This window comes from Streptomyces sp. NPDC052036 (assembly GCF_040680495.1).
Classification (GTDB): Bacteria; Actinomycetota; Actinomycetes; order Streptomycetales; family Streptomycetaceae; genus Streptomyces.
Genome location: NZ_JBFAWW010000005.1, coordinates 126,910 through 151,291, shown reverse-complemented (window position 1 = coordinate 151,291; position 24,382 = coordinate 126,910). Strand labels below are relative to the sequence as shown.

Sequence of the window (24,382 nt, the reverse complement as noted above, 5' to 3'; positions counted from 1 at the left end):
GGTTACCGCTGTCCGGAGTCGAGTGAGCCCATCAGCAGCCGCGCCAGTTCCGTACGGTGCGGACTGCCCGGCGGCGCGACCTGCTGGGTGAGGAAGATGGCGTTGAGGAGCTGGTCGGTGGGCCGGTGCGAGCCCGTCCCGTCCGTGGTGAACAGCTCCAGCAGATCGTGGTGGTCCCGGTCGGCGCCCTCGCCGAAGTGGGCCTGCACCATGGCGGCGAGCCGGTCGCCGCGCGGCGGGTCGAGGTGCAGATGGATGCACCGGCGCAGCAGGGGGGCGGGGAACTCGCGCTCGCCGTTGCTCGTCATCACGATCACGGGGAACGCGTGGCAGCGGATCCGTCCGCCGGTGACGGGCGCCCGCAGCCCGTCGTCGGTGAGGACCTCCACGGTGCCCTGGCCGGGCCGGTCGGCGATGCGCTCCAGTTGGGGGATGCCGAACTCCCCCTCCTCGACGACGTTGAGCAGGTCGTTCGGCAGGTCGATGTCGCTCTTGTCCAGCTCGTCGATGAGCAGGACCCGGGGGCGTTCCATCGGGAGCAGGGCCGTGCCCAGCGGACCCAGCCGGATGTAGCGGCCGATGGAGAGGTCGCGCCGCGCCTCGGGTGACTGCTGTGTCTCCTCGACTCCCGCGCGGTCCAGTTGGGCGTCCTGGAGACGGCCGATCGCGTCGTAGGCGTAGAGTCCCGACGTCAGCTCGGTGCGGCTGACGATGGGCCACTGCAGGACCCGACCGAGCCCCAGTTCATGGGCGAGCGCGTGCGCGAGGGTGCTCTTGCCGGAGCCGGGCTCTCCCGTGACCAGCAGCGGGCGCCTCAAGTAGAGTGCCGCGTTGATGAGTTCGACGGCGCGGGGGTCCTGCACGGGCAGCGGGGGGCGGCGGCCGAGCCGCCGGGAGGAGGCGCTGTCGATGGCGGGTACGGTGTACACGTCGTCGAGGGGCGCCCCGTCGAACCGACGCCAGACCGGGGGCCCTGGCAGGGAGTCGACACGTGCCGGCGCGGGCTCGCCCTTGCCCCGGTAGACCAGCCACTCGCTCATGGTTCGCTCCTCGTCGACGATCGATGGCACGGCGCGTCACGGCCGACGAGGGCAGGCGGCGCCCACAACGGGCCCCTGAAAACGTACCCGTCGACCATCAGCCGACCGTCGATTTCCGGACAGCCGTACCCTGGTGTCGCCGGGTGTCCATCGGGAGTCATGGGGCGTCGAACACCCCCTCTTCCGCGGGCAGGGGACGGCGCGGGTCGTCGTAGAGGACGGCGACGTCACCGGCCCAGTGGTGCCCGTTCCCCGTGGTGACGTGCTCTCTGATACGGCGCAGACGGTCCGGCAGTTCAGCCGGATCGGCCACCTCCGCCAGAAAGCCCGCGGTCGACCGGTGCAGATCGTCGCAGCGGGATCCGCACTGGTGTCCCGGATGGTCCCCGGAGTGCCACAGCGCCACCCCGTGTCCGGCCTCCAGGGCCAGGCGCATCGCCGTCCGGCCGGCCCCCGATCCGGCCCGCCGGCACTGCACGGGGATCTGCCCGGGGGACATCTCCGCGAACTGGCGGGCGTGCAGGGCGGCGTCGTCGAAGACGGTGTTCCTCGCGGTCAGCCGTCCGCGGGCGAGCATCTCCGCCCAGCGGGTCTCCCAGGATTCGGCCGGAACTCCCCGGCGCTCGATGTCGCGAATGACCACGGGACGGCGTACGCCGAGAAGTTGCTGACGCGCCCGGTCCCACAGCGGCGCGGAGTCGTAGATCTGCCAGGTGTGCACGGCGGTGTCGAAGTTCGAGAGGTTCAGGGCGACTTCGAGCGGCGCCGGCTGCTCCGGCCGGTCCACCGACTCGAAGGCCTTGGCGAGCGGCTCGTCGAGCACGTACCGCAGCCGGTCGCCGGGGACGCCCGGACCGGTGGTCTGCCCGTACCGGGGCACGTCGCTGTTCTCGCCGCCGTCGTCCACGCGCAGCGTCCAGTAGAAGCGGCTCTGGTTCTCGTCGAGCGGTTCGAGTTCCAGCAGCACCACACCGCGCTCGCCCGGTCCCGGGTACGGCTCCACGGTCCGCTGCCCGGACGGCAGCAGCGCGGGCGGCAGCACGGCGTCCTCGACATTGGTGCGCACCGCCGGTCTGACCTCGGTGAGCCGGTCCCATATCCATGCGTCGAGCCGATCGACGGCGGCCCGGTCCTTGGGGTCGTGGGCCGCCACGAACAGCTGGACCAGACGCAGGTAGCGCAGATGGACGAACGCCTCCTGCGGGCGGTCCCCCTCGTAGAGCTGCCCGTGTCCGTCCCGCCATGAGACGGGCAGGTGCGGGCGCCCGGCCGGGTCGTCGCCGCGCGCCTTGCGCACCAGTTGGACGATGGTGTGCGGAGCGTCGGCGGGCTCGACCGCCGCCAGCAGCGCCAGCGCCCTGCGGCGGTCCGCGGGGCTCCACTGGTCGGAATCGGCCTCGCTCCACGCCCCTGACAGTTTCGTCTGCCGGGCGACCCAGTTGTGCTCCGTCCTGCGGCGCCCCTCGTGCCATCGGTCGTGCTCGGCGATCACCTGGTGGTACGCCGCGAACCGCCGCATCACCGAGACCGCGATGGACAGCCCCCCGTCCCGGTCGCCGCGGCGGCACTTGATGACGGCCACGACGGCCCCGGTGGCCGGGTCCAGCACCGGGCCGCCGGAGACTCCGGCCGGGAACTCGTTGCTCGGCCCGAGCCGCAGCCCGTACGGTCCGTCGTGCGCGTTCACCGTGGCCTCGCCGTTCCACGCCTGGGCCGCACCGTCGGCGAGGGGCCGGTACCCGTACACGATCCGGTGGTCGCCGAGCGGGTGGTCGGAGCGGTCGCTCAGCCAGACGCACTCGTGCTCCACGGAAGGGTCGAGCAGGCGCACGAGGGCCATGTCCTGGTCCACGGGCAGATTGGTCCGCTCGTCGGCCTGCTCGCCGAAGGGCCCCTGGTAGAGGCACTCCTCCAGCCGGGCCGGAACGGGACGGCCGTCGTGCAGACCGGGGCCCCGCACCCGGAACTCCTCCTCGCCGCCGTCCCCGATCCGACCGAGCAGCACATGGGCACAGGTCAGCACCCAGCCCGGAGCGACGAGAAAGCCGCTGCCCCACATGGCCTCGTCACCCGGTTGCGCGGAGTGGAAGTGGACCGTGGCGTTCTCGATCAGCTGCTCCAGGCGGGCATCGCGCCGCTCAGACATCCGCGGGGGGCTGGGGGGTGGTGTTCGTGGTGGGCGCTGCGGGGGTGCCCGTGAGAGTTGCCGTGGTGGTGCCCGGACCGGGCTCGGCGATGGCTCGGGCGCGGCGTTCGTCGAGCTTCCAGACCAGGCTGACCTCCAGGGACGCCTTGGCCTCGCCGTCGGCGAGCACGGCGACCGCCTTGCCGGGCTTGGCCACGATCTCGACGCCGAAAGTGATGGTCGCCTCGTCCGGCTGCACGGACCGCGCCGCGTCCATGACCGACTGCCCGACCCCCTGGATCAGCTCCCCCAACTGCTCCAGCTTGGCCGCCGCGCGGCTTCCCACCCCGATGTCGAGATCGTCCGAGCCGTACCCGCCGGGTTTCGTCGCGCCCGGCGCGGGCGTCACCCGCGCGAGCACCGTCTGGCCCCCGGGCAGTGTGATCTCGCGCAGCGTCTCGTCCATGGCTCCCCCGCCCTGTGCGGCTCCGCTCGCCCGGGCACCGACCCGCCGTCGGTCCTGGGCTCTTGAACTGCGACGAGGCTAGCCGCCCGGGCGGTTCCCGAGCGAGACCGCTAACCGGCCAAGTGGCGCATATTCTGAAGGCATGTACTTCACCGACCGTGGCATCGAAGAGCTGGAGAAGCGACGCGGCGAGGAGGAGATCACCTTCGAGTGGCTCGCCGAGCAGCTGCGTGCGTTCGTGGATCTCAACCCCGACTTCGAGGTACCGGTGGAGCGGCTGGCGACGTGGCTGGCGCGACTGGACGACGAGGACGACGAGTAGGACGAGCAGACCGGGCGGACCAGGCGGACCAGGCGGACCAGGGACGCTGACCGGGGGTTGCTTGCCGGGGTGGTCTACGGGGGTGCTGGGGGACTGCCGGGGGCTGTCTATGGGGGCTGACTTCGTCGTGCACTCCCGATCATCCGTCCCGCCTTCTGGAGCGACACCCTCCCCGCACACAGGTCACAGAGGCGATGTGTCGCGACAGCCTCACCTCCCGTCGCGTCGGCGCGCGAGCCGCGCATCGAGCCGGCCGTCGCCCCGCCCCGCGCACAAGACCCCCCTTCCCGACCGACCCCGTCAGCGGTCGGTCGGCACGCCCGCCCCATCCCTACGGCCCTGCGCCCGCCCCTTCCCCGGCCCTACGGCGGCCACAGCGGCGCGGCACACGACACCCGTCGGCAGAAGACGGCAGAGTCAGCTCTCCTCCCCACGGTTCCCCACAGCGGGTGCCTTGACTTTGCACGTCCGCGATATATCGTGAATACGAGGACGCGATATGGCGCGTCGGGCGACCTCGCCCCGCGCCGTCGCCACACCCGCGGTGTCGTCCGTCGAGTACGCCGCCCCGCACCGGCCGAGGAGGTCACCCCATGTCCGAGTGGTCCGTCGCAGAGCCGAGGAAGCTCACCTTCGACGCCCCAGTGACGGCACTCCACGTACGCACCGTCAACGGAACGGTGAACGTGGTGGGCACGGACGAGAGTTCCGCACGGCTGGAGATCTCGGAGATCGAGGGCCCCCCGCTCACGGTGACCCATGAGGGCGGCACCCTGACGGTGGCCTACGACGACCTTCCCTGGAAGGGCTTCCTCAAGTGGCTCGACCGCAAGGGCTGGCGCCGCAGGGCGGTGGTCTCCCTGACCGTCCCCGCGTCCACCCGCGTGGAGGTCGGCGTGATCGGGTCCAACGCCGTGGTCTCGGGCATCGACGGCGGGGTCGACGTGAAGGGCGTCACGGGTGGGACGACCCTGGTCGGCCTCACCGCCCCGGTCCACGTGACCACGGTCTCGGGGAACGTGGAGGCCCAGGGCGTCACCGGCGAACTGCGACTCAACTCGGTCTCCGGCGACCTCACCGTCATCGAGGGCGCCTGTCCGCTGGTGAAGGCCGACTCCGTGAGCGGCTCGATCATCCTGGACCTCGACCCCACGAGCGGCCCCACGGACGCCCGGCTGACGAACGTCTCGGGGGAGATAGCGATCCGTCTGCCCCACCCGGCGGACACGGAGGTCGAGGCGAACACGGCGAGCGGTGCCGTGTCCAACGCCTTCGACGACCTGCGGGTGTCCGGCATGTGGGGCGCCAAGAAGATCACGGGCCGCCTCGGCGGGGGCACAGGCCGACTGAAGGCGACCACGGTCTCCGGCTCCATCGCCATCCTGCGCCGCCCGAGCGTGGAGGAAGAGCCATGGGACGCCCCCGGCCCACGGAACCCGGCACCGAAGGAGAAGGCGGAGCCGGGCCACGGCCCCGACAGGTCCGGCGACGTCCCGTCCGACCGTTCCTCCGGCGACACGACCGGCGGTCCGACCGAGCAGAAGGGGCTCTGACATGGCTCCCGTCTTCGCCCATGGACGACTGCGGCTCTACCTGCTGAAGCTGCTCGACGAGGCACCCCGCCACGGATACGAGGTGATACGGCTGCTGGAGGAGCGTTTCCAGGGGCTGTACGCACCGTCCGCCGGCACTGTCTACCCCCGGCTGGCCAAACTGGAGGCCGAGGGCCTGGTCACCCACACCACCGAGGGCGGCCGCAAGGTGTACGCGATCACGGACGCGGGCCGCGCCGAACTCGCCGACCGCAGCGCGGAGTTGGCCGACCTGGAACTGGAGATCCGCGAGTCGGTGGCGGAGCTGGCCGCCGAGATCCAGGCGGACGTCCGGGGCGCGGCGGGGGATCTGCGCCGCGAGATGCGGGCCGCGGCCTCCGAGGCCCGCCGGGGCTCCAAGGAGCACACGGGGTCTCACGGGGAGCACGGCGACTGGTCAGAGCGGGAGGCGTGGCGCGCCGCCAAGGAGGAGATGCGCCGCGTCAAGCAGGAGTGGAAGGAGCAGACCCGGCGCGCCAAGGACGAGAGCCGACGGGCCCGTGAGGAGGCCCAGCAGGCCCGCCGTCAGGCCAAGGAGGCCCAGGAGCGGGCGCGCGCCCAGGCTCAGGAGGAGCTCCAGCGCATGGCGCGGCGGGTCCAGGAGCAGGTGCAGGGCCACTTCGCACGCGGCGACTGGCCGACGGGCGTCCGGGAGGGCCTGACCGAACTGGCCAAGGAGTTCGGCGAGTTCGGAAAGGACTTCGGCAAGGGGTTCGGGAAGGACTTCGGCTTCGGCCGCACGGGGGCGGCGGAGGAACCGGAGTACGCGACGACCCCTGAGGACTTCCCCGCCGCCTACGAACCCTCCTGGGCCCACGAGGACCTCCCGGGCGATCCGGCCCGGGCCCTCGACCGGCTGCTGGACCGCTTCCGCGACGACATCCGCGACGCGGCCCGCGACCACGGTGTGACGGAGGAGCAACTCCGTGACGCCCGGAGCCACTTGTCGACGGCAGCGGCGCACATAGGCGCCACGCTGCGGACCCGCAACAGCTGACGCCGACACCGTCCGAGCCTGGCGCCACGGCCGGACTCAGCCGGCCTTCACCTCTCCCCCGCCCCACAGGACCCGTTCCACCGCCGTGTACGTGACTCCGTGGTCGGCGAGCACCTCCGACGGGACGCCGGGGCGGGCGGTGAGAGCGAGGAGCAGATGCTCGTCACCGACGTGCCGGTCGCCGTGGGCGAGCGCGGTGCGCAGGGACCGGGTGAGGAGGTCCTTGGCGCCGCGGGTGAACGGTCGCCGCCCCGTGCGGCGCACCCCGCCCCGTCGGCTCGCGGCCAGGACACCCTCCCCATGGACCTCCTCGACACGGGAGACGATCTCCGTGAGATCGATGCCGAGCCCGGCGAGCGCGTCCGCGTCGGCGCGGGAGAGACCGCCACGGCGGCGGGCCTCGGCGAGGTCCCGCGCGACCGCATCGCGCCGCCCCGCCAGCCCCAGCGAGGCCAGGGCGAACGAGGCGCGACTGCCCTCGCGGTCGAGGAGGGCGAGCAGCAGATGCGCCTCGTCGACGCGTTCCTCACCGGTGCGTTCGCAGTGTCCGACGGCGCCGGTGACCACCGCGCGGGCATCCTTGGTGAACCGCTCGAACATCACCGCCTCCCGTACTTCTTGTGCACAGCCTGCCTGCTGACTCCGAGCTCCGCGGCGATCTCCTGCCACGACCAGCCCTGGTTGCGCGCACTGCGCACCTGCACCGCCTCCAACTGCTCCAGCAGCCTGCGCAGTGCGGCGACGGCCCGCAGCCCGACCCGCGGGTCACGGTCGCCCGCGCGCTCGGCGAGATCCGTTGCTTCGGTCATGATGTCAACGTAGGTTGACATGCGAGGGGATGTCAACCCCGGTTGACATCAAAGGTGTGGAACACGAATGGCGGGCCCGGAAGGTTCCGGGCCCGCCATGGGCACAACGGGGTGCGCGGCCCCGCCGTGCACGGGGGCACACGAGAAAGCGTCAGTTCGTGGTCAGCACGATCTTGCCGAACTGGTCGCCCGCCTCCAGGCGTTCGAAGCCCTCACGGGCACGGTCGAGCGGAAGCACCTCGTCGATGACGGGGCGCACTCCGGTGGTGGCGCAGAAGGAGAGCAGGTCCTCCAACTCGTCCTTGGAGCCCATGGTGGAGCCCACCACCTTCAGCTCCAGGAAGAAGATGCGCGTGAGTTCCGCGTGGGAGGGCCGGTCGCCGCTGGTGGCACCCGAGATGACGATCGTGCCGCCGGGCCGCAGCGACTTGACGGAGTGGGACCAGGTGGCGGCGCCGACGGTCTCGATCACGGCGTCCACCCGCTGCGGCAGCCGCGCTCCGGACTCCAGGGCCTCCACCGCGCCCAGTTCCAGCGCCCGCTTGCGCTTGGCCTCGTCCCGGCTGGTGGCGAAGACCCGCAGCCCGGCCGCCTTGCCGAGCACGATCGCGGCCGTCGCGACACCGCCGCCCGCGCCCTGGACGAGGACCGAGTCCCCGGGGCGTACACCGGCGTTGGTGAAGAGCATGCGGTAGGCCGTCAGCCAGGCGGTCGGAAGGCAGGCGGCCTCCTCGAAGGAGAGCTGCTTCGGCTTGGGCAGCAGGTTCCAGGTGGGGACGGAGACCTGCTCGGCGAAGGTGCCCTGGTAGCGCTCGGTGAGGATAGAGCGGGGTTCGCCGGGGCCCACACCGTGGCCGGTCTGGCCGATGACGGAGTGCAGCACGACCTCGTTGCCGTCCTCGTCGACACCCGCCGCGTCACAGCCGAGGATCATCGGGAGCTTGTCCTCGGAGAGACCGACACCCCTGAGGGACCAGAGGTCGTGGTGGTTCAGGGAGGCGGCCTTGACGTTCACGGTCGTCCAGCCGGACCTGGACTCGGGGGCCGGGCGCTCCCCCAGCTCAAGGCCGGAGAGCGGGTGGTCGCGGTCGATGCGGGCGGCGTAGGCAGCGAACATGACCTTGACGATAGGGCCGGCGGTGGGCGTACGGAACCAGGACCGGCTGTGACGCGTGTCCCGCCGGAAGGCGTACGCACACTCCCGACCGCCGCGTCTCGCGGCTCGCGACCAAGGCCGCCGGGGCGCCATATGGATCGAACCGCGCACCGCGGGAACGCGGGCACGCCGGAACATGGGAACGCCGGAACACGGGAACGCCGGAACCCGGGAAACGCAGGCGGGCGGGGCGCACAACCCCGCCCGCCCGACACGGCGTCAGCGTCGCGCGACGCCCTCGGCCCGCGCGGCGGCGGCCACGGCCGCCGTCACCGCCGGGGCCACCCGCTCGTCGAAGGGCGACGGGATCACGTAGTCGGCCGCCAGGTCGTCACCGACGACCGACGCCAGCGCCTCGGCCGCCGCGATCTTCATGCCCTCGGTGATCCGGGACGCCCGCACCTGCAGCGCGCCGGCGAAGATACCCGGGAACGCCAGCACGTTGTTGATCTGGTTCGGGAAGTCGGACCGCCCGGTCGCCACCACGGACGCGTACTTGTGCGCGATGTCCGGGTGGACCTCCGGGTTGGGGTTGGCCATGGCGAAGACGAAGGCGTCCTTGGCCATCGAGGCGACAGCCTTCTCCGGCACGGTACCGCCGGAGACACCGATGAAGACGTCGGCGCCGTCGAGGGCGTGCTCCAGGGATCCGGCGAGGCCCGCCTTGTTCGTGAACCCCGCGAGTTCCCGCTTGACCGGCGTCAGGTCCTCCCGGTCGGCCGACACCACGCCCTTGCGGTCCGCGACCGCCACATCGCCGATGCCCGCCTCGACCAGCATCTTGGCGATGGCGACACCCGCCGCACCCGCGCCCGAGATGACGGCCCGCAGATCCCCGAGCCCCCTGCCGGTCAGCCGCGCGGCGTTCCGCAGGGCCGCCAGCGTCACCACGGCCGTGCCGTGCTGGTCGTCGTGGAAGACCGGGATGTCCACCCGCTCCTGGAGCCGACGCTCGATCTCGAAGCACCGCGGCGCCGAGATGTCCTCCAGGTTCACGCCGCCGAAGGAGGGCGCGAGCCGGGCCACGGTCTCGACGATCTCGTCCACGTCCGTGCAGTCCAGGGCGATCGGGACCGCGTCCACCCCGCCGAACTGCTTGAACAGGATCGCCTTGCCCTCCATGACCGGGAGGGAGGCCTCGGGACCGATGTCACCGAGTCCGAGCACGGCCGTGCCGTCCGTCACCACGGCGACGACGGAGGACTTCCATGTGTAGTCGTGGACCAGTTCCGGCTGCTCCGCGATGGCGGTGCACACCCGGGCGACGCCGGGCGTGTACGCAAGGGACAGGTCGTCCTTGTCGCGGATCGGCACGGTGGCCTGCACGGCCATCTTGCCACCGCGGTGCAGCGCGAACGCCGGATCGAAGGAATCGTGGGGCTCGGCCCCTCCGTCCTGATCCGCATTGTTGTCGCTGCGAGGATTGACGATCTCCGCTGCCACTGTGTCGTACCCCTTAGGTATGCATGATTTGAGGGTGACCACTCCTGGTGAGGGGTGGGCGGGCACCGCGTGTGACCCAGTTGACTGATGCGTACGGGTGCACACGCGACGGGCGCGCCGCACACGCGCCCTGAGCCCCTGATGAGGGGTGTAATGCACCTTCTTACCGGACGGATGGTGTCCCGGACGAGTCCATAAAGCTAAGGTCACACGCCGGTGAGATGACTCATGGCTGGAAATATGGACAAGTCTCCGGCATGTCCCCTCAGGGCCCCGGCTGCCCAACCGCGATCGTGCGCATCGTGCGAACTGCCGAAGATCTTCCGGCCGGAAGGATCGATTCCCGCAAAAGCCCGGCTGTGATCCGCGCTCCGAGCACGGTTCGGGGGTCGCCCGTTATGCGATTTTGACATGGCGACGCCCCTGAATATGAGCGACCCAATGGCAAGATGCCTCAACCACACGAGGTCGCGACACCCAACGGTGTGTGTTCTCGTCGACCCATCGGCATCACTCATCCCGCCGGAGGAACCCACCATGACCGCAAGCTCCACCCGTCGTGCGACCGCCATGCGCTCCCGGATAGCCGCGGTCGGCGCCGTCGCGGTCGCCGGCACCCTGGTACTCACCGGCTGCGGTGACCAGACGAAGAGCAACAGCAACCCCAGCGGCAGCGCCTCGGCGGCCGCCCCGCTGGCCGACAAGCTCCCGGCGTCGATCCGTCAGGCGGGCGTCGTCAAGGTCGGCTCGGACATCGCCTACGCGCCGGTGGAGTTCAAGGACGGCTCCGGCAAGACGGCGGGTCTGGACCCCGACCTCGCGGACGCCATGGGCAAGCAGCTCGGGGTGAGGTTCCAGTTCGAGAACGGCACGTTCGACGCCCTGCTCACGGGTATCCGCTCCAAGCGCTACGACATCGCGATGTCCGCGATGACCGACAACAAGAGCCGCCAGGACGGTGTCGACCCCGACACCGGCAAGAAGGTCGGCGAGGGCGTCGACTTCGTCGACTACCTGACCGCGGGTGTCTCGATCTACACGCGCAAGGGCGACACCGGCGGTATCGCGACCTGGTCGGACCTGTGCGGCAAGAAGCTCGCCGTGGAGCGCGGCACCGTGTCGGAGGACCTCGCCAAGAGCGAGACCAAGAAGTGCACGGGCGGCAAGAAGATCACCATCGAGGCCTTCGACGACGACCAGCAGGCCCAGACCCGGCTGCGTTCCGGCGGTGCCGACGCCGCGTCCTCCGACTTCCCGGTGGCCGCGTACGCGGTGAAGACCTCGGGCGGCGGCAAGGACTTCCAGCTCGTCGGCGACCAGGTCGAGGCCGCCCCGTACGGCATCGCGATCTCCAAGGAGAACACCCAGCTGCGGGACGCCCTGCAGGCCGCGGTGAACGCGCTCATCAAGAGCGGCGAGTACCAGAAGATCCTCACGAAGTGGGGCGCCGAGGACGGTGCCGCGAAGGAATCCGTCATCAACGGCGGCAAGTGACCGCGGTTCCGCGGCCACTGAAAGGCAAGACCCGTGACTGTTGACATCGACAAGACGGCGGACCCCCAGGGCACTCCCCCGGCCGGTGCGGAGGCCATCAAGGCCGTTCCGGTGAGGCACTACGGACGGTACGTCTCCGCCCTCATCGCGATCGCGGTCCTCGTCGCGATCATCTACGCGTTCGGCCAGGGCAAGATCAACTGGCATGCCGTACCGGACTACTTCTTCGACCACCGTATCCTGACGGGTGTGGGCAAGACCCTCATGCTGACGGTCCTGTCCATGCTGATCGGCATCGTCGGCGGCATCGTGCTCGCGGTGATGCGGCTGTCGAAGAACCCGGTGACCTCGTCCGTCGCCTGGTTCTACATCTGGTTCTTCCGCGGCACCCCGGTCCTGGTCCAGCTCTTCCTCTGGTTCAACCTGGGTCTGGTCTTCGAGTACATCAACCTGATGCCGTTCTACAAGGACTACTGGTCGAACTTCATGACGCCGCTGCTGACGGCGTTGCTCGGCCTGGGTCTGAACGAGGCGGCGTACATGGCCGAGATCTGCCGGGCCGGCCTGCTCGCGGTGGACGAGGGGCAGACGGAGGCGGCGCACGCGCTGGGCATGAGCCACAGCAGGACGCTGCGCCGGATCATCATTCCGCAGGCGATGCGGGTGATCGTGCCGCCGACCGGCAATGAAGTGATCAACATGCTGAAGACGACCTCGCTCGTGGCGGCCGTCCAGTTCCCCGAACTCTTCCGCTACGCCCAGGACATCGGCCAGAACTCCGGTGCCCCGGTGGAGATGTACTTCCTCGCCGCCGCCTGGTACCTGATCATGACGTCGGTGCTCAGCGTGGGGCAGTACTACATCGAGCGGTACTACGCGCGCGGCTCCAGCCGTCAGCTGCCGCCGACGCCCTGGCAGAAGGTCAAGGCCAACATGTTCTCCATCGGCCGTCCGCAGGGAGGCGTGGCATGAGCGAGAAGCTCACCAAGAACGACGCTCCCGTGAAGGACACGACCGTCCCCATGGTCAAGGCCGAAGGGGTCCACAAGTCCTTCGGCGCGGTGGAGGTCCTCAAGGGCATCGACCTGGAGGTACGGTCCGGCGAGGTGTTCTGCCTCATCGGCCCCTCCGGTTCGGGCAAGTCGACGTTCCTGCGGTGCATCAACCACCTGGAGAAGATCAACGCGGGCCGGCTGTACGTGGACGGCGAGCTGGTCGGCTACCGGCAGCAGGGCGACAAGCTGTACGAGCTGCGCGACCGCGAGGTCGCGCTGAAGCGCCGGGACATCGGCATGGTCTTCCAGCGCTTCAACCTGTTCCCGCACATGACGGCCCTGGAGAACGTGATCGAGGCGCCGGTCCAGGTCAAGGGCGTGGGCAAGACCCAGGCCAGGGAACGGGCGATGCAGCTGCTGGAGCGCGTCGGCCTTGCGGACCGGGCGGGGCACTACCCCTCGCAGCTCTCCGGCGGCCAGCAGCAGCGCGTGGCCATCGCGCGTGCCCTCGCGATGGACCCGAAGCTGATGCTGTTCGACGAGCCGACCTCGGCTCTCGACCCGGAGCTGGTCGGCGACGTCCTCGATGTGATGCGCGACCTCGCCGAGTCCGGCATGACGATGGTCGTCGTCACCCACGAGATGGGCTTCGCCCGCGAGGTGGGCGACTCGCTCGTCTTCATGGACGACGGCGTGGTGGTCGAATCGGGCAACCCCCGGGATGTTCTGACGAACCCCCAGCACGAGCGGACGCAGTCGTTCCTGTCCAAGGTGCTCTAGGGGTACGCGCGTTACGGCGGTACGACGCGAAGGGGCGGTACGGGATCTCCCGTACCGCCCCTTCCACGTGCGCGCCGCTCTCCCACGGGCCTCCGCGTGCGGGTGCCGCCCCTCCCGGGGGGCCTACCTGAGCGCGAGCAGCAGCGTGTCCGAGGGCGAGCACCACACCGGGCGGGCCTCGGCGAAGCCCTTCTCGCGCAGCACGCGCGCGTGCCATGCGGCGGAGGGCGTCTCACCGTCGGCGTGCTCGCCGTAGATCTCGAAGCGGCGGGCGGTCGGCGCGGCCAGCACCGGGTCCTTCGCCGCGAGCTGCCACCAGTCGGCCCAGTCGAGGGCGCCGTCGCGCAGGGCACGCTCCCCGCGCTCGCGCCGGTGCGCCCGCTCGGCCGCATTGATCCGGGGCGTGGTGTCGTCGATCATGTGGTCGGCGTTCATGAAGACGCCGTCGGGGCGGACGAGTTCCGCGATCCGGCCGTAGAGGGCCTGGAGGGGGTCGGTACGCAGCCAGTGGAGGGCCGTGGCGGTGAGGACCGCGTCGTACGTGTCGTACGGCAGACGCGCCGGCCAGTCGGGGTCCTTGAGGTCGGCCTCGACGAGGGTGACCCGGCCGTCGCCCCGGAACGTCCCGCGGGCGATGGCCAGCAGCGCGGGGTCGAGGTCCACGCCGGTGCTGGTGGCTTGGGGGAAGCGGGCGAGCAACCGGGCGGTGATGCTTCCGGTGCCGCAGGCGAGGTCGAGGACGCGTGGCGTGTCGCCGACGAACGCCTCGACCATGTCGAGCATGATCCGGAAGCGGTCCTCGCGGTCGGGCATGTACCACTCCTGCTGGCGGTCCCAGCTCTCCTGCCAAGCGCCCCAGTCGGTCCCCGCCGTGATGTCCGTGTCCGCCATCGCGAGCCTCCGTCGTCCCCGTCACGTAATACCCTTGATGCACGATCGTCTGTTACCCGACCTCATCGACGACCATAGAGCGCCACGGTAAGGACTACAAGTGGAACTGGCCTATTACTCGGATTTCGCCGTACGCCTCGTCAACAGCGAGGAGCCGGCCCGGGGCAAGGACTCGCTCACCTCGGTGGAGGCCGTGCGCGACCTCTTCGGCGTCAACCAGTCCGCGGCCCGCCGCGCAACCGACGCCGATGTGACCCGTTTCCGCTCGGTCCGCGCCCGGCTGCGCGCGGTCTTCGAGGCGGCGGACCAGGGCGACGAGACGCTCGCCGTGGACCTGCTGAACTCCCTGCTCCTGGAGTTCCCGGTGAGCCCGCAGATCTCCGGGCACGACCACCGGGACGAGGACGGCCGCCCACTGTGGCACATGCACCTCGCGGACCACCCGTCGAACGCGACCGCAGGCTTCGCGGCGATCGCGGCGATGGGCCTCGCCTTCCATCTCACCGAGTACGGCGTGGACCGCCTGGGCCTGTGCGAGGCGGCGCCGTGCCGCAACGCCTACCTCGACACCTCGACCAACCGCTCCCGGCGGTACTGCTCGGACCGCTGCGCCACCCGCGCGAACGTGGCCGCCTACCGCGCCCGCAAGCGCCTGGAGGCCGACCGGTCGCCCAGCACGGGCCGGGCCGCCGCGAGCGCCCAGCGCACCACCGCGAGCGGCGAGCGCTGACCCTCCTTGGGCGGCCGGTAGCGCAGCCGCACCCTCCCGAGGACCAGATCCTCGGGAACGGTGCCGTAGTCGGTGCTGTCCCCGCCCGCGTACGGATTGTCGCCGAGCACCCACCAGCCGCCCTCGCGCCGCTCCACGGCGCGCTTGACGACCAGCAGGTCCTGTTGGAAGGGATGCCGCAGGACGATCACGTCACCCGGGCGTACCCGTGCCCCGTACTGGACCAGCAACTGGTCCCCATGGTGCAGCGTCGGCACCATGGACGGCCCCCTCACCTCCGCCAACCCGAACGGCAGCAGGGCCCTCGTGCGCTCGATCTCCTGTGACAGCTCCGGCATCACCGGCACCTCCCCGGTCCGATCCTCCACCAGTCCCAGTTTCACCCTGGACTTTTGTCGTAAGCCCATGGGGGCACCCGCGAAAACCCGTCCCCTACGGAGTAATGTCCCACCTGAGAAGACGATCACGAGGAAGGACAGCTTCATGCTCTCCCGCCTGTTTGCCCCCAAGGTCAAGGTCAGCGCCCACTGCGACCTGCCCTGTGGCGTCTACGACCCGGCCCAGGCCCGCATCGAGGCGGAGTCGGTGAAGGCCGTACAGGAGAAGATGGCCGCAAACGACGACCCGCATTTCCAGGCTCGCGCCACCGTTATCAAGGAGCAGCGCGCCGAGCTCGCCAAGCACCACGTCTCGGTGCTGTGGAGCGACTACTTCAAGGCCCCGCACTTCGAGAAGTACCCGGAGCTGCACCAGCTGGTCAACGACACCCTGAAGGCCCTCTCGGCCGCCAAGGCGTCGACGGACCCGGCGACGGGCCAGAAGGCGCTGGACTACATCGCCCAGATCGACAAGATCTTCTGGGAGACCAAGAAGGCCTGATCTTCGATCATGCCCCTTGACCTGCGATTTTCTCCGGTCGTTTGGTCTACCTGCCCGCACCCGGCCCGCAAGCCGCCCCACCCGGCGCCCTTGACGGTCCGGGTGCGGTCTTGTTTCCCCGGCCACAGATCCGGCTGATCAGCGCCCGGCCACGCAGGAGCGGTCCCGCTCGAAGCAACAGGTCCACGGGTGCGCATGACTGACAGCCCCTCCGCCCAGGGCCTACCTACGGCCGGGCAGCGACAGCATCGATGCCGGACGCCCGCGATGTGCGCGCCAGGAACTCCGTCTCGGCCATCGCGCCTGAGTAACTTCCGGTCACGACCTCGTTCAGCGCGGACCTGACGTCGGTCAGACGCAGAGCCGCGCAGTCCGCATGCCGGGGCTCGTCGGAAGCCGAGCCGCGGGGAACTCATGGTGCTATCGTCACTAGCACCATGTTGCTGCGTCTGGACAAGAGAGACACCCGGCCCCTGCACGAGCAGGTGGCAGGCGCCATCCGCCGCGCCATTGCCGAAGGTGAGTGCCGACCAGGGGATCGCCTGCCGTCGGCACGTGACCTCTCCCAGGCACTGGACGTCAACGTCAACACCGTCCTACGGGGCCTGCGCAGCCTCCGGGACGACGGCCTGCTGGAGTTCCGCAGGGGCCGAGGAGTGACCGTGGCCGAGGGCGCCGACCGGCGGTCGGGCCTGCTGGACCGAGTCCACGCACTGGTGACCGAGGCCGCACGCCACGGCTACAGCAGGACCGATCTCATCGAGATGATCAGGGGGATGCAATGAACGACCACATCAGGGCCGAGCGTGGAGCGCGCTGGGCCACCGCGGCCTGGTTAGTCGGCACCACGGCGTTGATCGCCGCGCTGCCCTGGGTCGCGAGCGGACGGCTGCCGGCCCGGCTGGCCACTCATTGGAACCTTGGTCCCACACCTGACAGCTCGATGCCCCGCTGGGCCGCGTCCGTCTTCCCGACCTTGTTGTGGGTGGTACTGGTGGCGGCGGTGATGCTCGCGCTGCGGGGGCGCGGAGATGCCGTACGTGTCGCGGTGCGGCCATGGATCACCACCGCGCTGCTGTCGGGAGGCGTACTGCTGTGCGGTGCTCAGGCGTCCGTCGTCCGCTCCAATCTCGACCGCAAGGATTGGCATCAGGCGCATCAACCGACCGCATGGCTCGTCGGCACCCTCCTGGCCACGGTTGCCGCGGGAGTCGTGGGATGGCTGGTGAGCGTACGCCGACGGACCGCCGTCGGCGCCGTGACACCGGACCGTCCTGAAGGGCCGGCCATGGAGATCCCGGCGGGTCAGCGCCTGGTCTGGCTCTCCCGCACCGTCAACCCCTGGCTGCAACTCCTGGCGGCCGCGACCGGCCTGGTCGCCGTCGGCGCGATCGTCGCCCTCGCCGACGGCCTTGCCTCCCCCGGGCCGTTGTGGATGCTGTTCGTCCCCTTCGCGCTCACATCCCTCGCGCTGGCCGGCTGTGCGGCGGTACGGGCGCGCGTGTCGGAAGAGGGCCTGGAGGTGGCGTTCGGCCCGTTCGGCTGGCCCGTGCGGCGCTGGCCGGCCGCAGCGATCCAGTCCGCCCGCGCGGAGAACCGCACACCTTCGCAGGTCGGCGGCTGGGGATACCGGCTCAACGGCCTTGGCGCCACCGTCATGCTGCGCAGCGGGGAGTGTCTCGTCATCCGCACTCGGGACGAGGGAAGGGAGTTCGCCGTGAGCATCGACGACGCCGAACGCGGCGCCGCCCTGCTGAACACGCTCAGTGCAGCTCACACCGGCTGAACGGGTCAGCCCCGCGCCGCGGGGTCGGCTCCGTCGCAACCCGAGCAGGTCAGAGCGTGGCGGACGGATCCTGCCCGGGCCTCTCGCGCTCGGGGCCGGCCGCCGGGGGCTCCGGGGCGTGCCCGGTCGGGGCGGATCCGTTGTCGGTGGTCCGTGCGATGCTGAACGGCGTGGACGTGGACGATCTGATCCGGTTGCGGCGGGCGCGGGACCGGATGGACCGCGAGTACGCCGAGCCGCTGGACGTGCCCGCGCTGGCGCGCACCGCGCTGATGTCGCCGGGACACTTCCAGCGCAGTTTCCGCGCGGCGTACGGGGAGACTCCGTACGGCTATCTGATGACCCGCCGCATCGAGCGGGCCAAGGCCCTGCTGCGGCGCGGCGACCTGACCGTGACGGAGGTCTGCCTCGCCGTGGGGTGCACCTCCCTCGGATCGTTCAGTTCCCGTTTCACGGAGCTGGTGGGCGAGACCCCGAGCGCGTACCGGGCGCGGTCGCACGAGCAGGGGGCGGCGATACCGCCGTGCGCGGCGAAGAGCCTGACGCGGCCACGCCGGGGCCGCCCCGGGGACACCCGGACCGATCCGCGCACACAGCTCTAGCGGAGCTCATGGACGCGCGTGATGCGACCACGCGGCGAGGTGCCGTGCCGGGGGCACCTCCCAGCCGCCGGGCTGGAGAAGTCGCGAGCCGCTGAACCTTTCCGGTCGCAGCACTAGCGTGGTGCCATGGACCTGAAACTCTCCCAGTGCTTCATCGCCGTCGACGACCACGACAAGGCGCTCGCCTTCTACCGGGACGTCCTGGGCCTGGAGGTGCGCAACGACGTCGGTTTCGAGGGCATGCGCTGGGTGACGGTCGGTTCGCCGCTCCAGCCGGACGTGGAGATCGTCCTGGAGCCTCCGGCGGCGAACCCGGACTTCTCCCCTGCGGACCGCCGGGCAGTGGCCGAACTGCTCGCCAAGGGCGTCCTGCGCGGGGTCATCTTCTCCACCGCGGACTGCGACGCCCTCTTCTCCCGTGTCCAGGCGTCCGGCGCTGAGGTCCTCCAGGAGCCCATGGATCAGCCCTACGGCGTACGGGACTGCGCCTTCCGCGACCCTGCGGGCAATCTGCTGCGCTTCACGGAACGTCCGCGCCCCTGAGCTCCTGACCCGGCCCGCCCCCACAGGCCGCGCCCCCGCCACACCCCCCTCCGCCGAGAACACGTGGCCCCGGTCGACGCCCGGAACTCAGCGGCAACGCCCGGAATTCATCCGGCGGTCGCGCTCGCGTTCAGGCAGACCACGATCACCGGCTCCTCGACAGCCCCTTGGGTCGGACACGCCGTGCCGTGCATGTCGGCGGACAGCAGGGGTGTCGGCGCGCGCTCCCAGCGGACCGGGGGATCCGGCTCGTTCTCGTCCTGCACCCACAGGGTGAGGGCCCCTCCCACCAGCACGAGCGCCGCCCACACCGCGATCACCCACCGCCATACCCCGCGTCCTCCCCCCGTCGTGGTCACTCCCCCGTCGCCGCCCCGCGGTCCCAGACCTCCACGTTCACCACGGCGGACGCCGGGATCGGCCCGTAGATGTGCGGAAACTCCTCGCCGCCGGGCTTCAGGGCCTCGTACCGCACCGGAGCGGTCAGCCGCTCCGGATCGATGACGAGCAGGACCAGTTCGTCGGGCCCCTCGTACTCGCCGTACACCCAACGCGCCACGCGGGGGACCTGGTGCCGCAGCGAACAGTGGATGAAGCCCTCCTCCTGGAGGGTGACGCCGCGCGTCGACATCTCGTACGAGCCGGTGGTGCGGGCCGCCTCCCACAGGGAGCGCTCGGTGAGGTGCAGCAGAGGTTCGGACATGCTGCTCACCCTAGGCCTCGGCTCCGACAGCGTCCCGGGTTCCCGGGGCACGGAGGCCGGGCACCGCGGATTCCGGCAGGGACCGGGGCGCCACACCGGGACGAAGGCGCCCAGCGTCTTGTGGCGCCGTACGACGGTGGCGACGGGCTGTCCGCACCACGGACAGACCTGCTCCTCGCGGCCCATGACCTCAGCGTAGGACGGGCCCGCTGTCCGACGCCTCCCGTGTGTCGGACCGGCTCCGGGAGCGCGGTCCGCGCGCGAAGGCCCCGCGCACCGTGGGGATGCGCGGGGCCCGCCCCGGGCCGGAGCCACCGGGAGCCGTACGGGGTCAGGAGCCGCACGGGCCGGGACTCCGGTGTCTCGCGGTGATCAGGTGCTGCGCCGGGTCACGAACTCGGCCAGGGCCAGCAGGGGGCCCGCCGCCTCCGGGTCGGGCACCGCCCGGGACAGCTCCTGCATCGCCCGGCCCATCCGGTCGGCCGCCTGCGCCTGCGCCCAGTCACGGCCGCCGGCCCGCTCGACGGCCAGCACCGTGCGCTCCAACTCCCCCTCCTCATAGGGCCCCTGGTACAGCTCGGCCAGCTCGGCGGCCGCAGGACCGCCGGAGGCGAGCGCGGCCACCACGGGCAGCGACTTCTTGCGGGCCATGAGGTCCGCCCCGGCCGGCTTGCCGGTGCGGGTCGGATCCCCCCAGATCCCGATCACGTCGTCGATGAGCTGGAAGGCCAGTCCGGCCTCGCGGCCGAACGCGTCCAGCGCCTCGACATCCGCCTCGTCGGCACCCGCGTACAGCGCCCCGAGCGCGCAGGCACAGCCCAGCAGCGCGCCCGTCTTGGCCTCGGCCATGGTGAGCACCTCCTGGAGGGTGACCTCGTGGGGGCCGCGCCGCTCCATGGCCGTGTCCGCCTGCTGCCCGGCGCACAGTTCCACCACACAGGCCGCGAGCCGCGCGGCGGCCGCCCCCGACACCGGGTGCGGATCCTCGGCGAGCAGCCCCAGCGCCAGCGCCTGCAAGGCGTCCCCCGCGAGGATCGCGTCGGCGTCGCCGAACACGGTCCAGGCCGTGGGACGGTGTCTGCGGGTGGTGTCCCGGTCCATCACGTCGTCGTGCAACAGCGTGAAGTTGTGGACGAGTTCGACGGCCGCGGCGGCCCGGACGGCGGCCGGCCGCCGGCCGCCGAGCGCCTGCGCCGCGGTCAGGACGAGTGCGGGCCGTATCGCCTTGCCCGCGTTGCCTGCGGCCGGTGTGCCGTCCGCGTGCTGCCAGCCGAAGTGGTAGAGCGCGATCCGCCGCATCGAGCCGGGCAGCGAGTCCACGGCCCGGCGCAGCTCCGGGTCGACCGAGGCACGGGTGCGCTCCAGGATCGCCACGGCCTCGTGCCCGTCGAACGGTTGCTCAGGGCCCGGGGGCGGGACGTGCCGTCCCGCCGGGACCGTCGCGCTCCGCCGGTTGCGCGTGGGGCCCTGTTTCGGCTCCGTCATGAACTCACCCATGGGACCGCCTCGTAGAGTCTGCGGACGGAGAGGCCTCCGCCACCGGGCGCGCACCCCGAGGGTGTACCCGCCCCGGCGCGCGGGAACACGGCGTGCCGCTTGCGCGCGGCGACCGGGCCATGGGGGCGCGCCGGGAGCGGACGGGCGTCGAAGGCGTCACCTCCAGCGGCCGATCTCGACGTTCTCCAGGACGCCCAGCGCGTCGGGCACCAGGACGGCCGCCGAGTAGTAGGCCGTCACCAGATAGCTGATGATCGCCTGCTCGTTGATGCCCATGAAACGCACCGAGAGGGACGGCTCGATCTCGTCCGGGATGCCGGACTGCCTCAGTCCGACGACGCCCTGCTCCTCCTCGCCGGTGCGCATGGCGATGATCGAGGTCGTACGGGCCTCGGTGACCGGGATCTTGCTGCAGGGGAACATCGGGACCCCGCGCCAGGTGGGGACGCGGTTGCCGCCGATGTCGATGGTCTCCGGGTTGAGTCCGCGCTTGTTGAGTTCCCGGCCGAAGGCGGCGATCGCCCGCGGGTGGGCGAGGAACAGCTTGGTGCCGCGCCTCCTGCTGAGCAGTTCGTCCATGTCGTCGGGGCTCGGCACCCCGTCGTGGGGCTGCAGCCGCTGGTCGTACTCGCAGTTGTGGAGGAGCCCGAAGTCCCGGTTGTTGATCAGTTCGTGCTCCTGGCGCTCCTTGAGCGCCTCGACCGTGAGCCGCAGCTGGTGCTCGGTCTGGTTCATCGGCTGGTTGTAGAGGTCGGCCACGCGCGTGTGAATGCGCAGGACGGTCTGCGCGATGCTCAGTTCGTACTCGCGGGGCGCGGCCTCGTAGTCGACGAAGGTGTGCGGGATGTCCGGCTCACCGCTGTGGCCCGCGGCGAGGTCGATGGCCTTCTCGCCGTACTTGTTGGTCTGCTCCTGGGGGGCCGAGCGCTGCTCCTGGAGGTGGTCGCGCAGGGACTGGGCGCGGTCCGCGACCAGTTCGACCTCCCGGCGGGGCAGCGCGAGCACCGTGCAGGCGGTGACCGCGCGGGCCGTGTACTCCCAGATGGCGTCCGGGTCCAGCAGTGCCTGGTCGCCGAAGTAGGCGCCGTCGGCGAGGACGCCGAGCACCGAGTCGTCCCCGTAGGGACCGGTGCCGATCTTCTCCACCTTGCCGTGCGCGAGCAGGAGCACCTCGTCGGCCTGGCTGCCGAACTCGGCGAGCACGTCCCCGGGCGCGAACCTGCGCTGCTGGCACCGCTGGGCGAGTTCGCCGAGCACCTCCTGGTCCTCGTAGGTGCGCAGGGCCGGCAGTTCACCCAGCTCCGCCGGGATCACCGAGACCTGGTCGCCGGTCTTCACGAACGTCACCCGGCCGTCGCCCACGGAGTAGGTCAGACGGCGGTTCACCCGGTATGTACCGCCCTGCACACCCACCCACGGCAGCATGCGCAGCAGCCAGCGTGAGCTGATCTCCTGCATCTGGGGTGCGGACTTGGTGGTGGTGGCCAGGTTCCGAGCGGCCGCAGTGCCCAGACTCTGCTGCGGCTTGTTCTGCTCCGCGCGGACCTCTTCGCCTACCGACATTGGTATTGCCCCTCCCGATCACGCATCGATCTGCGGGAAGAAGCCTCTCAGCACGGAGAGTGGCGCTGCCATTACCCAAAAGAGCGGGAATGGATCAACGTCCGCCCGGGCACACTGAGGCACCTCGTCGAGCGGCCGGTGCGACCGCCCGCCCGGATGGGCGGGCGCCGGAATCCGCCCGGCGTGCCCAGGTGGGCAGGGGCCGGACTTCGCGCGGCCGGTTCGGCCGATCATCGGACCGTCCTCCGCTGACCGGATCGCACGCCGTACGAACGACTGGTCCGGGCCAAGGGGGCGCCGGTACAAGCTGCGTAGGAGGCGGGCGCGACCGGCGGCCGTCACGCCGCACGAAGGAGACGGCCATGGCCCCACCCATGTCCGCGGGCACCTTCCTCGACCGGCTCCGCGCGGAGGGCGCCACGGTCGTCGAGGTCGGTGACTGGGAGCACCACAACCGCAACCACAAGGGCCCCTGGGGCCCGGTCCACGGGGTGATGATCCACCACACGGCGACCACGGGAGACGACCGGACCGTGGCCCTGTGCCGTGACGGCCGGCCGGACCTGCCCGGACCGCTGTGCCACGGCGTGATCACCAAGGACGGCCTGGTGCACCTGGTGGGCTACGGCCGGGCCAACCACGCGGGACTCGGCGACGACGACGTGCTGCGCGCGGTCGTCGCCGAGAAGGCGCTGCCCGGGGCGGACGAGGCGGACACCGACGGCAACCGCCACTTCTACGGCTTCGAGTGCGAGAACCTCGGCGACGGCACGGATCCCTGGCCCGCCGCGCAGTTCGACGCGATCGCGAGGGTGAGCGCGGCGGTCTGCCGACACCACGGCTGGTCGGAACGCTCGGTGATCGGGCATCTGGAGTGGCAGCCGGGCAAGGTGGATCCGAAGGGCTTCCCGATGGACCGGCTCAGGGAGCGGGTCCGCGACCGGCTGAAGTGACCCCGGCCGCCCGTCCGGGACACCGGCCGCCCGCCCACGCCGCCCGGTGTCCGACAATGGCACGGTGACCAGCTCCGATGCGCCCAGCGAAGGCCAGACGCCCGACGCGGCCGTGCTCCGGCTGCGTCCGCGCCTGCCGTCGCCGTTGCGGGAGGTCATGGACGAGCGCTTCGCCCGCCACGGGGTCCGGCTGCTGCTCAAGCGGGACGACCAGATCCACCCGGAGCTGATCGGCAACAAGTGGCGCAAGCTCGCCCCGAACCTGCGTGCCGCGGCCGGCCGCACCCTGCTCACCTTCGGCGGCGCGTACTCCAACCATCTGCGGGCCACGGCCGCGGCGGGCCGGCTGCTCGGGCTGGACACCGTCGGCGTGGTCCGCGGCCAGGAGCTCGCCGACCGCCCCCTCAACCTCTCTCTCGCCCGGTGCGCCGCCGACGGGATGCGGCTGCACTTCGTCGACAGATCGACCTATCGGCGGGCGGCGGAGCCACAGGTCCTGGCCGGCGTTCTGCGCGCGGCGGACGCCGAGGACGCGTATGTGGTGCCCGAGGGCGGCAGCAACTCCCTCGCCGTGCGCGGCTGCCAAGCGCTCGGCGAGGAACTGCGCGGCCGGGCGGACCTGGTCGCCGTGGCCTGCGGCACGGGAGGCACGCTGGCGGGACTGGCCGCGGGGCTGGGCCCCGAGCAGCGGGCCCTCGGGGTCGCGGTGCTCAAGGGCGGCTTCCTGGCCGCCGAGACGGCCGCCCTGCAGACCCTGGCCTTCGGCGGCCGCCGGGGCACCTGGTCCGTGGACACCCGCTTCCACTTCGGCGGCTACGCCCGCACGAGCGACGAACTCGAAGCCTTCGCCCGGGACTTCGAGTCACGCCACACCCTGCCGGTGGAACGTCTCTACGTCGCCAAACTGCTGTACGCACTGGTCGCCCTGACCGAGGAGGGCGCGTTCCCCGGGGGAACGACCCTGGCCGCGGTGATCACCGGAACCCCGTTCCCTCCTGCGTAGATCCTGTCGTCCC

The 24,382-nt window shown here is 71.1% G+C and carries 27 protein-coding genes; 14 read left to right on the top strand and 13 right to left on the bottom strand.

Annotated features, from left to right (window positions below; all coding sequences use genetic code 11):
* Positions 1-2 precede the first annotated feature (2 nt).
* The 3 genes from AB0L95_RS10550 to AB0L95_RS10540 form a co-directional block, all read right to left on the bottom strand.
* Positions 3-1,040 (bottom strand): MoxR family ATPase, encoded by a 1,038-nt coding sequence (locus tag AB0L95_RS10550; RefSeq protein WP_365160008.1) that lies wholly within the window; start codon positions 1,038-1,040, stop codon positions 3-5.
* Positions 1,041-1,197: 157 nt separating this feature from the next.
* Positions 1,198-3,186 (bottom strand): trypsin-like peptidase domain-containing protein, encoded by a 1,989-nt coding sequence (locus AB0L95_RS10545; protein ID WP_365160005.1) that lies wholly within the window; start codon positions 3,184-3,186, stop codon positions 1,198-1,200.
* The gene (locus AB0L95_RS10540) at positions 3,179-3,631 is read right to left on the bottom strand and encodes a CU044_2847 family protein (RefSeq protein WP_365160002.1); all 453 of its coding nucleotides are present in this window, start codon (positions 3,629-3,631) and stop codon (positions 3,179-3,181) included. The genes AB0L95_RS10545 and AB0L95_RS10540 overlap by 8 nt, the downstream gene beginning before the upstream one ends.
* A 142-nt stretch (positions 3,632-3,773) precedes the next feature.
* Between AB0L95_RS10540 and AB0L95_RS10535 the strand changes: the two genes are divergently transcribed.
* The 3 genes from AB0L95_RS10535 (at position 3,774) to AB0L95_RS10525 (ending at position 6,542) form a co-directional block, all read left to right on the top strand.
* The gene (locus AB0L95_RS10535; RefSeq protein WP_311692815.1) at positions 3,774-3,953 is read left to right on the top strand and encodes a DUF6104 family protein; all 180 of its coding nucleotides are present in this window, start codon (positions 3,774-3,776) and stop codon (positions 3,951-3,953) included.
* 593 nt (positions 3,954-4,546) lie between these two features.
* The gene (locus AB0L95_RS10530) at positions 4,547-5,506 is read left to right on the top strand and encodes a DUF4097 family beta strand repeat-containing protein (RefSeq protein WP_365159999.1); all 960 of its coding nucleotides are present in this window, start codon (positions 4,547-4,549) and stop codon (positions 5,504-5,506) included.
* Position 5,507: 1 nt separating this feature from the next.
* Entirely contained in the window at positions 5,508-6,542 is a 1,035-nt protein-coding gene (locus AB0L95_RS10525; protein WP_365159996.1) for a helix-turn-helix transcriptional regulator, read from the top strand.
* A 36-nt stretch (positions 6,543-6,578) separates the two neighbouring features.
* Here the strand turns inward: AB0L95_RS10525 and AB0L95_RS10520 are convergent, their stop codons facing one another.
* From AB0L95_RS10520 to AB0L95_RS10505, 4 genes are all read right to left on the bottom strand, one after another.
* Positions 6,579-7,142, bottom strand: coding sequence for a Clp protease N-terminal domain-containing protein (locus tag AB0L95_RS10520; protein ID WP_365159993.1), 564 nt, complete (start codon positions 7,140-7,142; stop codon positions 6,579-6,581).
* Complete coding sequence (locus AB0L95_RS10515; RefSeq protein ID WP_003997975.1) at positions 7,142-7,351, bottom strand: HTH domain-containing protein; 210 nt, start codon at positions 7,349-7,351, stop codon at positions 7,142-7,144. The genes AB0L95_RS10520 and AB0L95_RS10515 overlap by 1 nt, the downstream gene beginning before the upstream one ends.
* A 151-nt stretch (positions 7,352-7,502) precedes the next feature.
* Positions 7,503-8,468: a zinc-binding dehydrogenase gene (locus tag AB0L95_RS10510; protein ID WP_365159989.1), complete on the bottom strand. Its 966-nt coding sequence runs from the start codon at positions 8,466-8,468 to the stop codon at positions 7,503-7,505.
* Between the two features lie 258 nt (positions 8,469-8,726).
* Positions 8,727-9,950, bottom strand: coding sequence for an NADP-dependent malic enzyme (locus tag AB0L95_RS10505; RefSeq protein WP_365159986.1), 1,224 nt, complete (start codon positions 9,948-9,950; stop codon positions 8,727-8,729).
* Positions 9,951-10,487: 537 nt separating this feature from the next.
* On the opposite strand from AB0L95_RS10505, the gene AB0L95_RS10500 reads away from it, so the two are divergent.
* From AB0L95_RS10500 to AB0L95_RS10490, 3 genes are read left to right on the top strand one after another with little or no spacing between them, the layout of a single operon-like run.
* Entirely contained in the window at positions 10,488-11,444 is a 957-nt protein-coding gene (locus AB0L95_RS10500; RefSeq protein ID WP_365159983.1) for an ABC transporter substrate-binding protein, read from the top strand.
* A 33-nt stretch (positions 11,445-11,477) separates the two neighbouring features.
* Positions 11,478-12,416, top strand: coding sequence for an amino acid ABC transporter permease (locus AB0L95_RS10495; protein ID WP_365159980.1), 939 nt, complete (start codon positions 11,478-11,480; stop codon positions 12,414-12,416).
* A 50-nt stretch (positions 12,417-12,466) separates the two neighbouring features.
* Positions 12,467-13,219, top strand: coding sequence for an amino acid ABC transporter ATP-binding protein (locus tag AB0L95_RS10490; RefSeq protein ID WP_365160410.1), 753 nt, complete (start codon positions 12,467-12,469; stop codon positions 13,217-13,219).
* A gap of 123 nt (positions 13,220-13,342) precedes the next feature.
* Here the strand turns inward: AB0L95_RS10490 and AB0L95_RS10485 are convergent, their stop codons facing one another.
* Positions 13,343-14,110: a class I SAM-dependent methyltransferase gene (locus AB0L95_RS10485; RefSeq protein ID WP_365159977.1), complete on the bottom strand. Its 768-nt coding sequence runs from the start codon at positions 14,108-14,110 to the stop codon at positions 13,343-13,345.
* A gap of 100 nt (positions 14,111-14,210) precedes the next feature.
* Between AB0L95_RS10485 and AB0L95_RS10480 the strand changes: the two genes are divergently transcribed.
* Positions 14,211-14,840, top strand: coding sequence for a CGNR zinc finger domain-containing protein (locus tag AB0L95_RS10480; RefSeq protein WP_365159974.1), 630 nt, complete (start codon positions 14,211-14,213; stop codon positions 14,838-14,840).
* On the opposite strand, the gene sodX is transcribed toward AB0L95_RS10480, so the two are convergent.
* Positions 14,744-15,178, bottom strand: a complete 435-nt coding sequence (gene sodX / locus AB0L95_RS10475; protein WP_365160407.1) for a nickel-type superoxide dismutase maturation protease — start codon at positions 15,176-15,178, stop codon at positions 14,744-14,746. The two genes, AB0L95_RS10480 and sodX, sit on opposite strands and share 97 nt — an antisense overlap.
* Before the next feature lie 145 nt (positions 15,179-15,323).
* Here sodX and sodN point away from each other — a divergent pair, with 145 nt between their 5' ends.
* From sodN to AB0L95_RS10450, 5 genes are all read left to right on the top strand, one after another.
* Positions 15,324-15,719 (top strand): superoxide dismutase, Ni, encoded by a 396-nt coding sequence (gene sodN, locus AB0L95_RS10470; protein ID WP_100828187.1) that lies wholly within the window; start codon positions 15,324-15,326, stop codon positions 15,717-15,719.
* A 437-nt stretch (positions 15,720-16,156) separates the two neighbouring features.
* Entirely contained in the window at positions 16,157-16,504 is a 348-nt protein-coding gene (locus AB0L95_RS10465; protein WP_365159970.1) for a GntR family transcriptional regulator, read from the top strand.
* Positions 16,501-17,505: a DUF1648 domain-containing protein gene (locus AB0L95_RS10460; RefSeq protein WP_365159967.1), complete on the top strand. Its 1,005-nt coding sequence runs from the start codon at positions 16,501-16,503 to the stop codon at positions 17,503-17,505. The genes AB0L95_RS10465 and AB0L95_RS10460 overlap by 4 nt, the downstream gene beginning before the upstream one ends.
* 158 nt (positions 17,506-17,663) lie before the next feature.
* A complete protein-coding gene (locus AB0L95_RS10455; protein ID WP_365160405.1) occupies positions 17,664-18,107 on the top strand; it encodes a helix-turn-helix transcriptional regulator in 444 nt (147 codons plus the stop codon).
* A gap of 126 nt (positions 18,108-18,233) precedes the next feature.
* Positions 18,234-18,650 carry a VOC family protein gene (locus AB0L95_RS10450; RefSeq protein WP_365159964.1) on the top strand — a complete coding sequence of 139 codons (417 nt, stop codon included), beginning with the start codon at positions 18,234-18,236 and terminating at the stop codon, positions 18,648-18,650.
* Positions 18,651-18,757: 107 nt separating this feature from the next.
* Here the strand turns inward: AB0L95_RS10450 and AB0L95_RS10445 are convergent, their stop codons facing one another.
* The 4 genes from AB0L95_RS10445 to AB0L95_RS10430 all read right to left on the bottom strand — a co-directional run bounded on the left by AB0L95_RS10445 (position 18,758) and on the right by AB0L95_RS10430 (position 22,413).
* Positions 18,758-19,009 carry a hypothetical protein gene (locus AB0L95_RS10445; protein ID WP_365159962.1) on the bottom strand — a complete coding sequence of 84 codons (252 nt, stop codon included), beginning with the start codon at positions 19,007-19,009 and terminating at the stop codon, positions 18,758-18,760.
* Complete coding sequence (locus AB0L95_RS10440) at positions 19,006-19,353, bottom strand: DUF952 domain-containing protein (protein ID WP_365160402.1); 348 nt, start codon at positions 19,351-19,353, stop codon at positions 19,006-19,008. The genes AB0L95_RS10445 and AB0L95_RS10440 overlap by 4 nt, the downstream gene beginning before the upstream one ends.
* A gap of 372 nt (positions 19,354-19,725) precedes the next feature.
* A complete protein-coding gene (locus tag AB0L95_RS10435; protein ID WP_365159959.1) occupies positions 19,726-20,850 on the bottom strand; it encodes a family 2 encapsulin nanocompartment cargo protein polyprenyl transferase in 1,125 nt (374 codons plus the stop codon).
* A gap of 156 nt (positions 20,851-21,006) precedes the next feature.
* The gene (locus tag AB0L95_RS10430; protein WP_365159956.1) at positions 21,007-22,413 is read right to left on the bottom strand and encodes a family 2B encapsulin nanocompartment shell protein; all 1,407 of its coding nucleotides are present in this window, start codon (positions 22,411-22,413) and stop codon (positions 21,007-21,009) included.
* A gap of 362 nt (positions 22,414-22,775) precedes the next feature.
* Between AB0L95_RS10430 and AB0L95_RS10425 the strand changes: the two genes are divergently transcribed.
* Both AB0L95_RS10425 and AB0L95_RS10420 read left to right on the top strand, forming a co-directional pair.
* The gene (locus tag AB0L95_RS10425) at positions 22,776-23,366 is read left to right on the top strand and encodes an N-acetylmuramoyl-L-alanine amidase (RefSeq protein ID WP_365159953.1); all 591 of its coding nucleotides are present in this window, start codon (positions 22,776-22,778) and stop codon (positions 23,364-23,366) included.
* Between the two features lie 157 nt (positions 23,367-23,523).
* The gene (locus tag AB0L95_RS10420; protein ID WP_365160399.1) at positions 23,524-24,369 is read left to right on the top strand and encodes a pyridoxal-phosphate dependent enzyme; all 846 of its coding nucleotides are present in this window, start codon (positions 23,524-23,526) and stop codon (positions 24,367-24,369) included.
* The last annotated feature ends 13 nt before the right edge of the window (positions 24,370-24,382 follow it).

Excerpts from the sequence above, each read along its gene's own strand:
- AB0L95_RS10520 (WP_365159993.1), bottom strand. The coding sequence starts at position 7,142 with ATGTTCGAGCGGTTCACCAAGGATGCCCGCGCGGTGGTCACCGGCGCC.
- AB0L95_RS10440 (WP_365160402.1), bottom strand. The coding sequence starts at position 19,353 with ATGTCCGAACCTCTGCTGCACCTCACCGAGCGCTCCCTGTGGGAGGCG.
- AB0L95_RS10490 (WP_365160410.1), top strand. The coding sequence starts at position 12,467 with ATGGTCAAGGCCGAAGGGGTCCACAAGTCCTTCGGCGCGGTGGAGGTC.
- AB0L95_RS10430 (WP_365159956.1), bottom strand. The coding sequence starts at position 22,413 with ATGTCGGTAGGCGAAGAGGTCCGCGCGGAGCAGAACAAGCCGCAGCAG.
- AB0L95_RS10465 (WP_365159970.1), top strand. The coding sequence starts at position 16,157 with ATGTTGCTGCGTCTGGACAAGAGAGACACCCGGCCCCTGCACGAGCAG.
- AB0L95_RS10515 (WP_003997975.1), bottom strand. The coding sequence starts at position 7,351 with ATGACCGAAGCAACGGATCTCGCCGAGCGCGCGGGCGACCGTGACCCG.
- AB0L95_RS10530 (WP_365159999.1), top strand. The coding sequence starts at position 4,547 with ATGTCCGAGTGGTCCGTCGCAGAGCCGAGGAAGCTCACCTTCGACGCC.
- AB0L95_RS10545 (WP_365160005.1), bottom strand. The coding sequence starts at position 3,186 with ATGTCTGAGCGGCGCGATGCCCGCCTGGAGCAGCTGATCGAGAACGCC.
- AB0L95_RS10420 (WP_365160399.1), top strand. The coding sequence starts at position 23,524 with ATGGACGAGCGCTTCGCCCGCCACGGGGTCCGGCTGCTGCTCAAGCGG.
- AB0L95_RS10535 (WP_311692815.1), top strand. The coding sequence starts at position 3,774 with ATGTACTTCACCGACCGTGGCATCGAAGAGCTGGAGAAGCGACGCGGC.
- AB0L95_RS10510 (WP_365159989.1), bottom strand. The coding sequence starts at position 8,468 with ATGTTCGCTGCCTACGCCGCCCGCATCGACCGCGACCACCCGCTCTCC.
- AB0L95_RS10500 (WP_365159983.1), top strand. The coding sequence starts at position 10,488 with ATGACCGCAAGCTCCACCCGTCGTGCGACCGCCATGCGCTCCCGGATA.
- AB0L95_RS10485 (WP_365159977.1), bottom strand. The coding sequence starts at position 14,110 with ATGGCGGACACGGACATCACGGCGGGGACCGACTGGGGCGCTTGGCAG.
- AB0L95_RS10525 (WP_365159996.1), top strand. The coding sequence starts at position 5,508 with ATGGCTCCCGTCTTCGCCCATGGACGACTGCGGCTCTACCTGCTGAAG.
- AB0L95_RS10550 (WP_365160008.1), bottom strand. The coding sequence starts at position 1,040 with ATGAGCGAGTGGCTGGTCTACCGGGGCAAGGGCGAGCCCGCGCCGGCA.
- AB0L95_RS10455 (WP_365160405.1), top strand. The coding sequence starts at position 17,664 with ATGCTGAACGGCGTGGACGTGGACGATCTGATCCGGTTGCGGCGGGCG.
- AB0L95_RS10425 (WP_365159953.1), top strand. The coding sequence starts at position 22,776 with ATGGCCCCACCCATGTCCGCGGGCACCTTCCTCGACCGGCTCCGCGCG.
- AB0L95_RS10460 (WP_365159967.1), top strand. The coding sequence starts at position 16,501 with ATGAACGACCACATCAGGGCCGAGCGTGGAGCGCGCTGGGCCACCGCG.
- sodN (WP_100828187.1), top strand. The coding sequence starts at position 15,324 with ATGCTCTCCCGCCTGTTTGCCCCCAAGGTCAAGGTCAGCGCCCACTGC.
- AB0L95_RS10435 (WP_365159959.1), bottom strand. The coding sequence starts at position 20,850 with ATGGGTGAGTTCATGACGGAGCCGAAACAGGGCCCCACGCGCAACCGG.
- sodX (WP_365160407.1), bottom strand. The coding sequence starts at position 15,178 with ATGCCGGAGCTGTCACAGGAGATCGAGCGCACGAGGGCCCTGCTGCCG.
- AB0L95_RS10540 (WP_365160002.1), bottom strand. The coding sequence starts at position 3,631 with ATGGACGAGACGCTGCGCGAGATCACACTGCCCGGGGGCCAGACGGTG.
- AB0L95_RS10450 (WP_365159964.1), top strand. The coding sequence starts at position 18,234 with ATGGACCTGAAACTCTCCCAGTGCTTCATCGCCGTCGACGACCACGAC.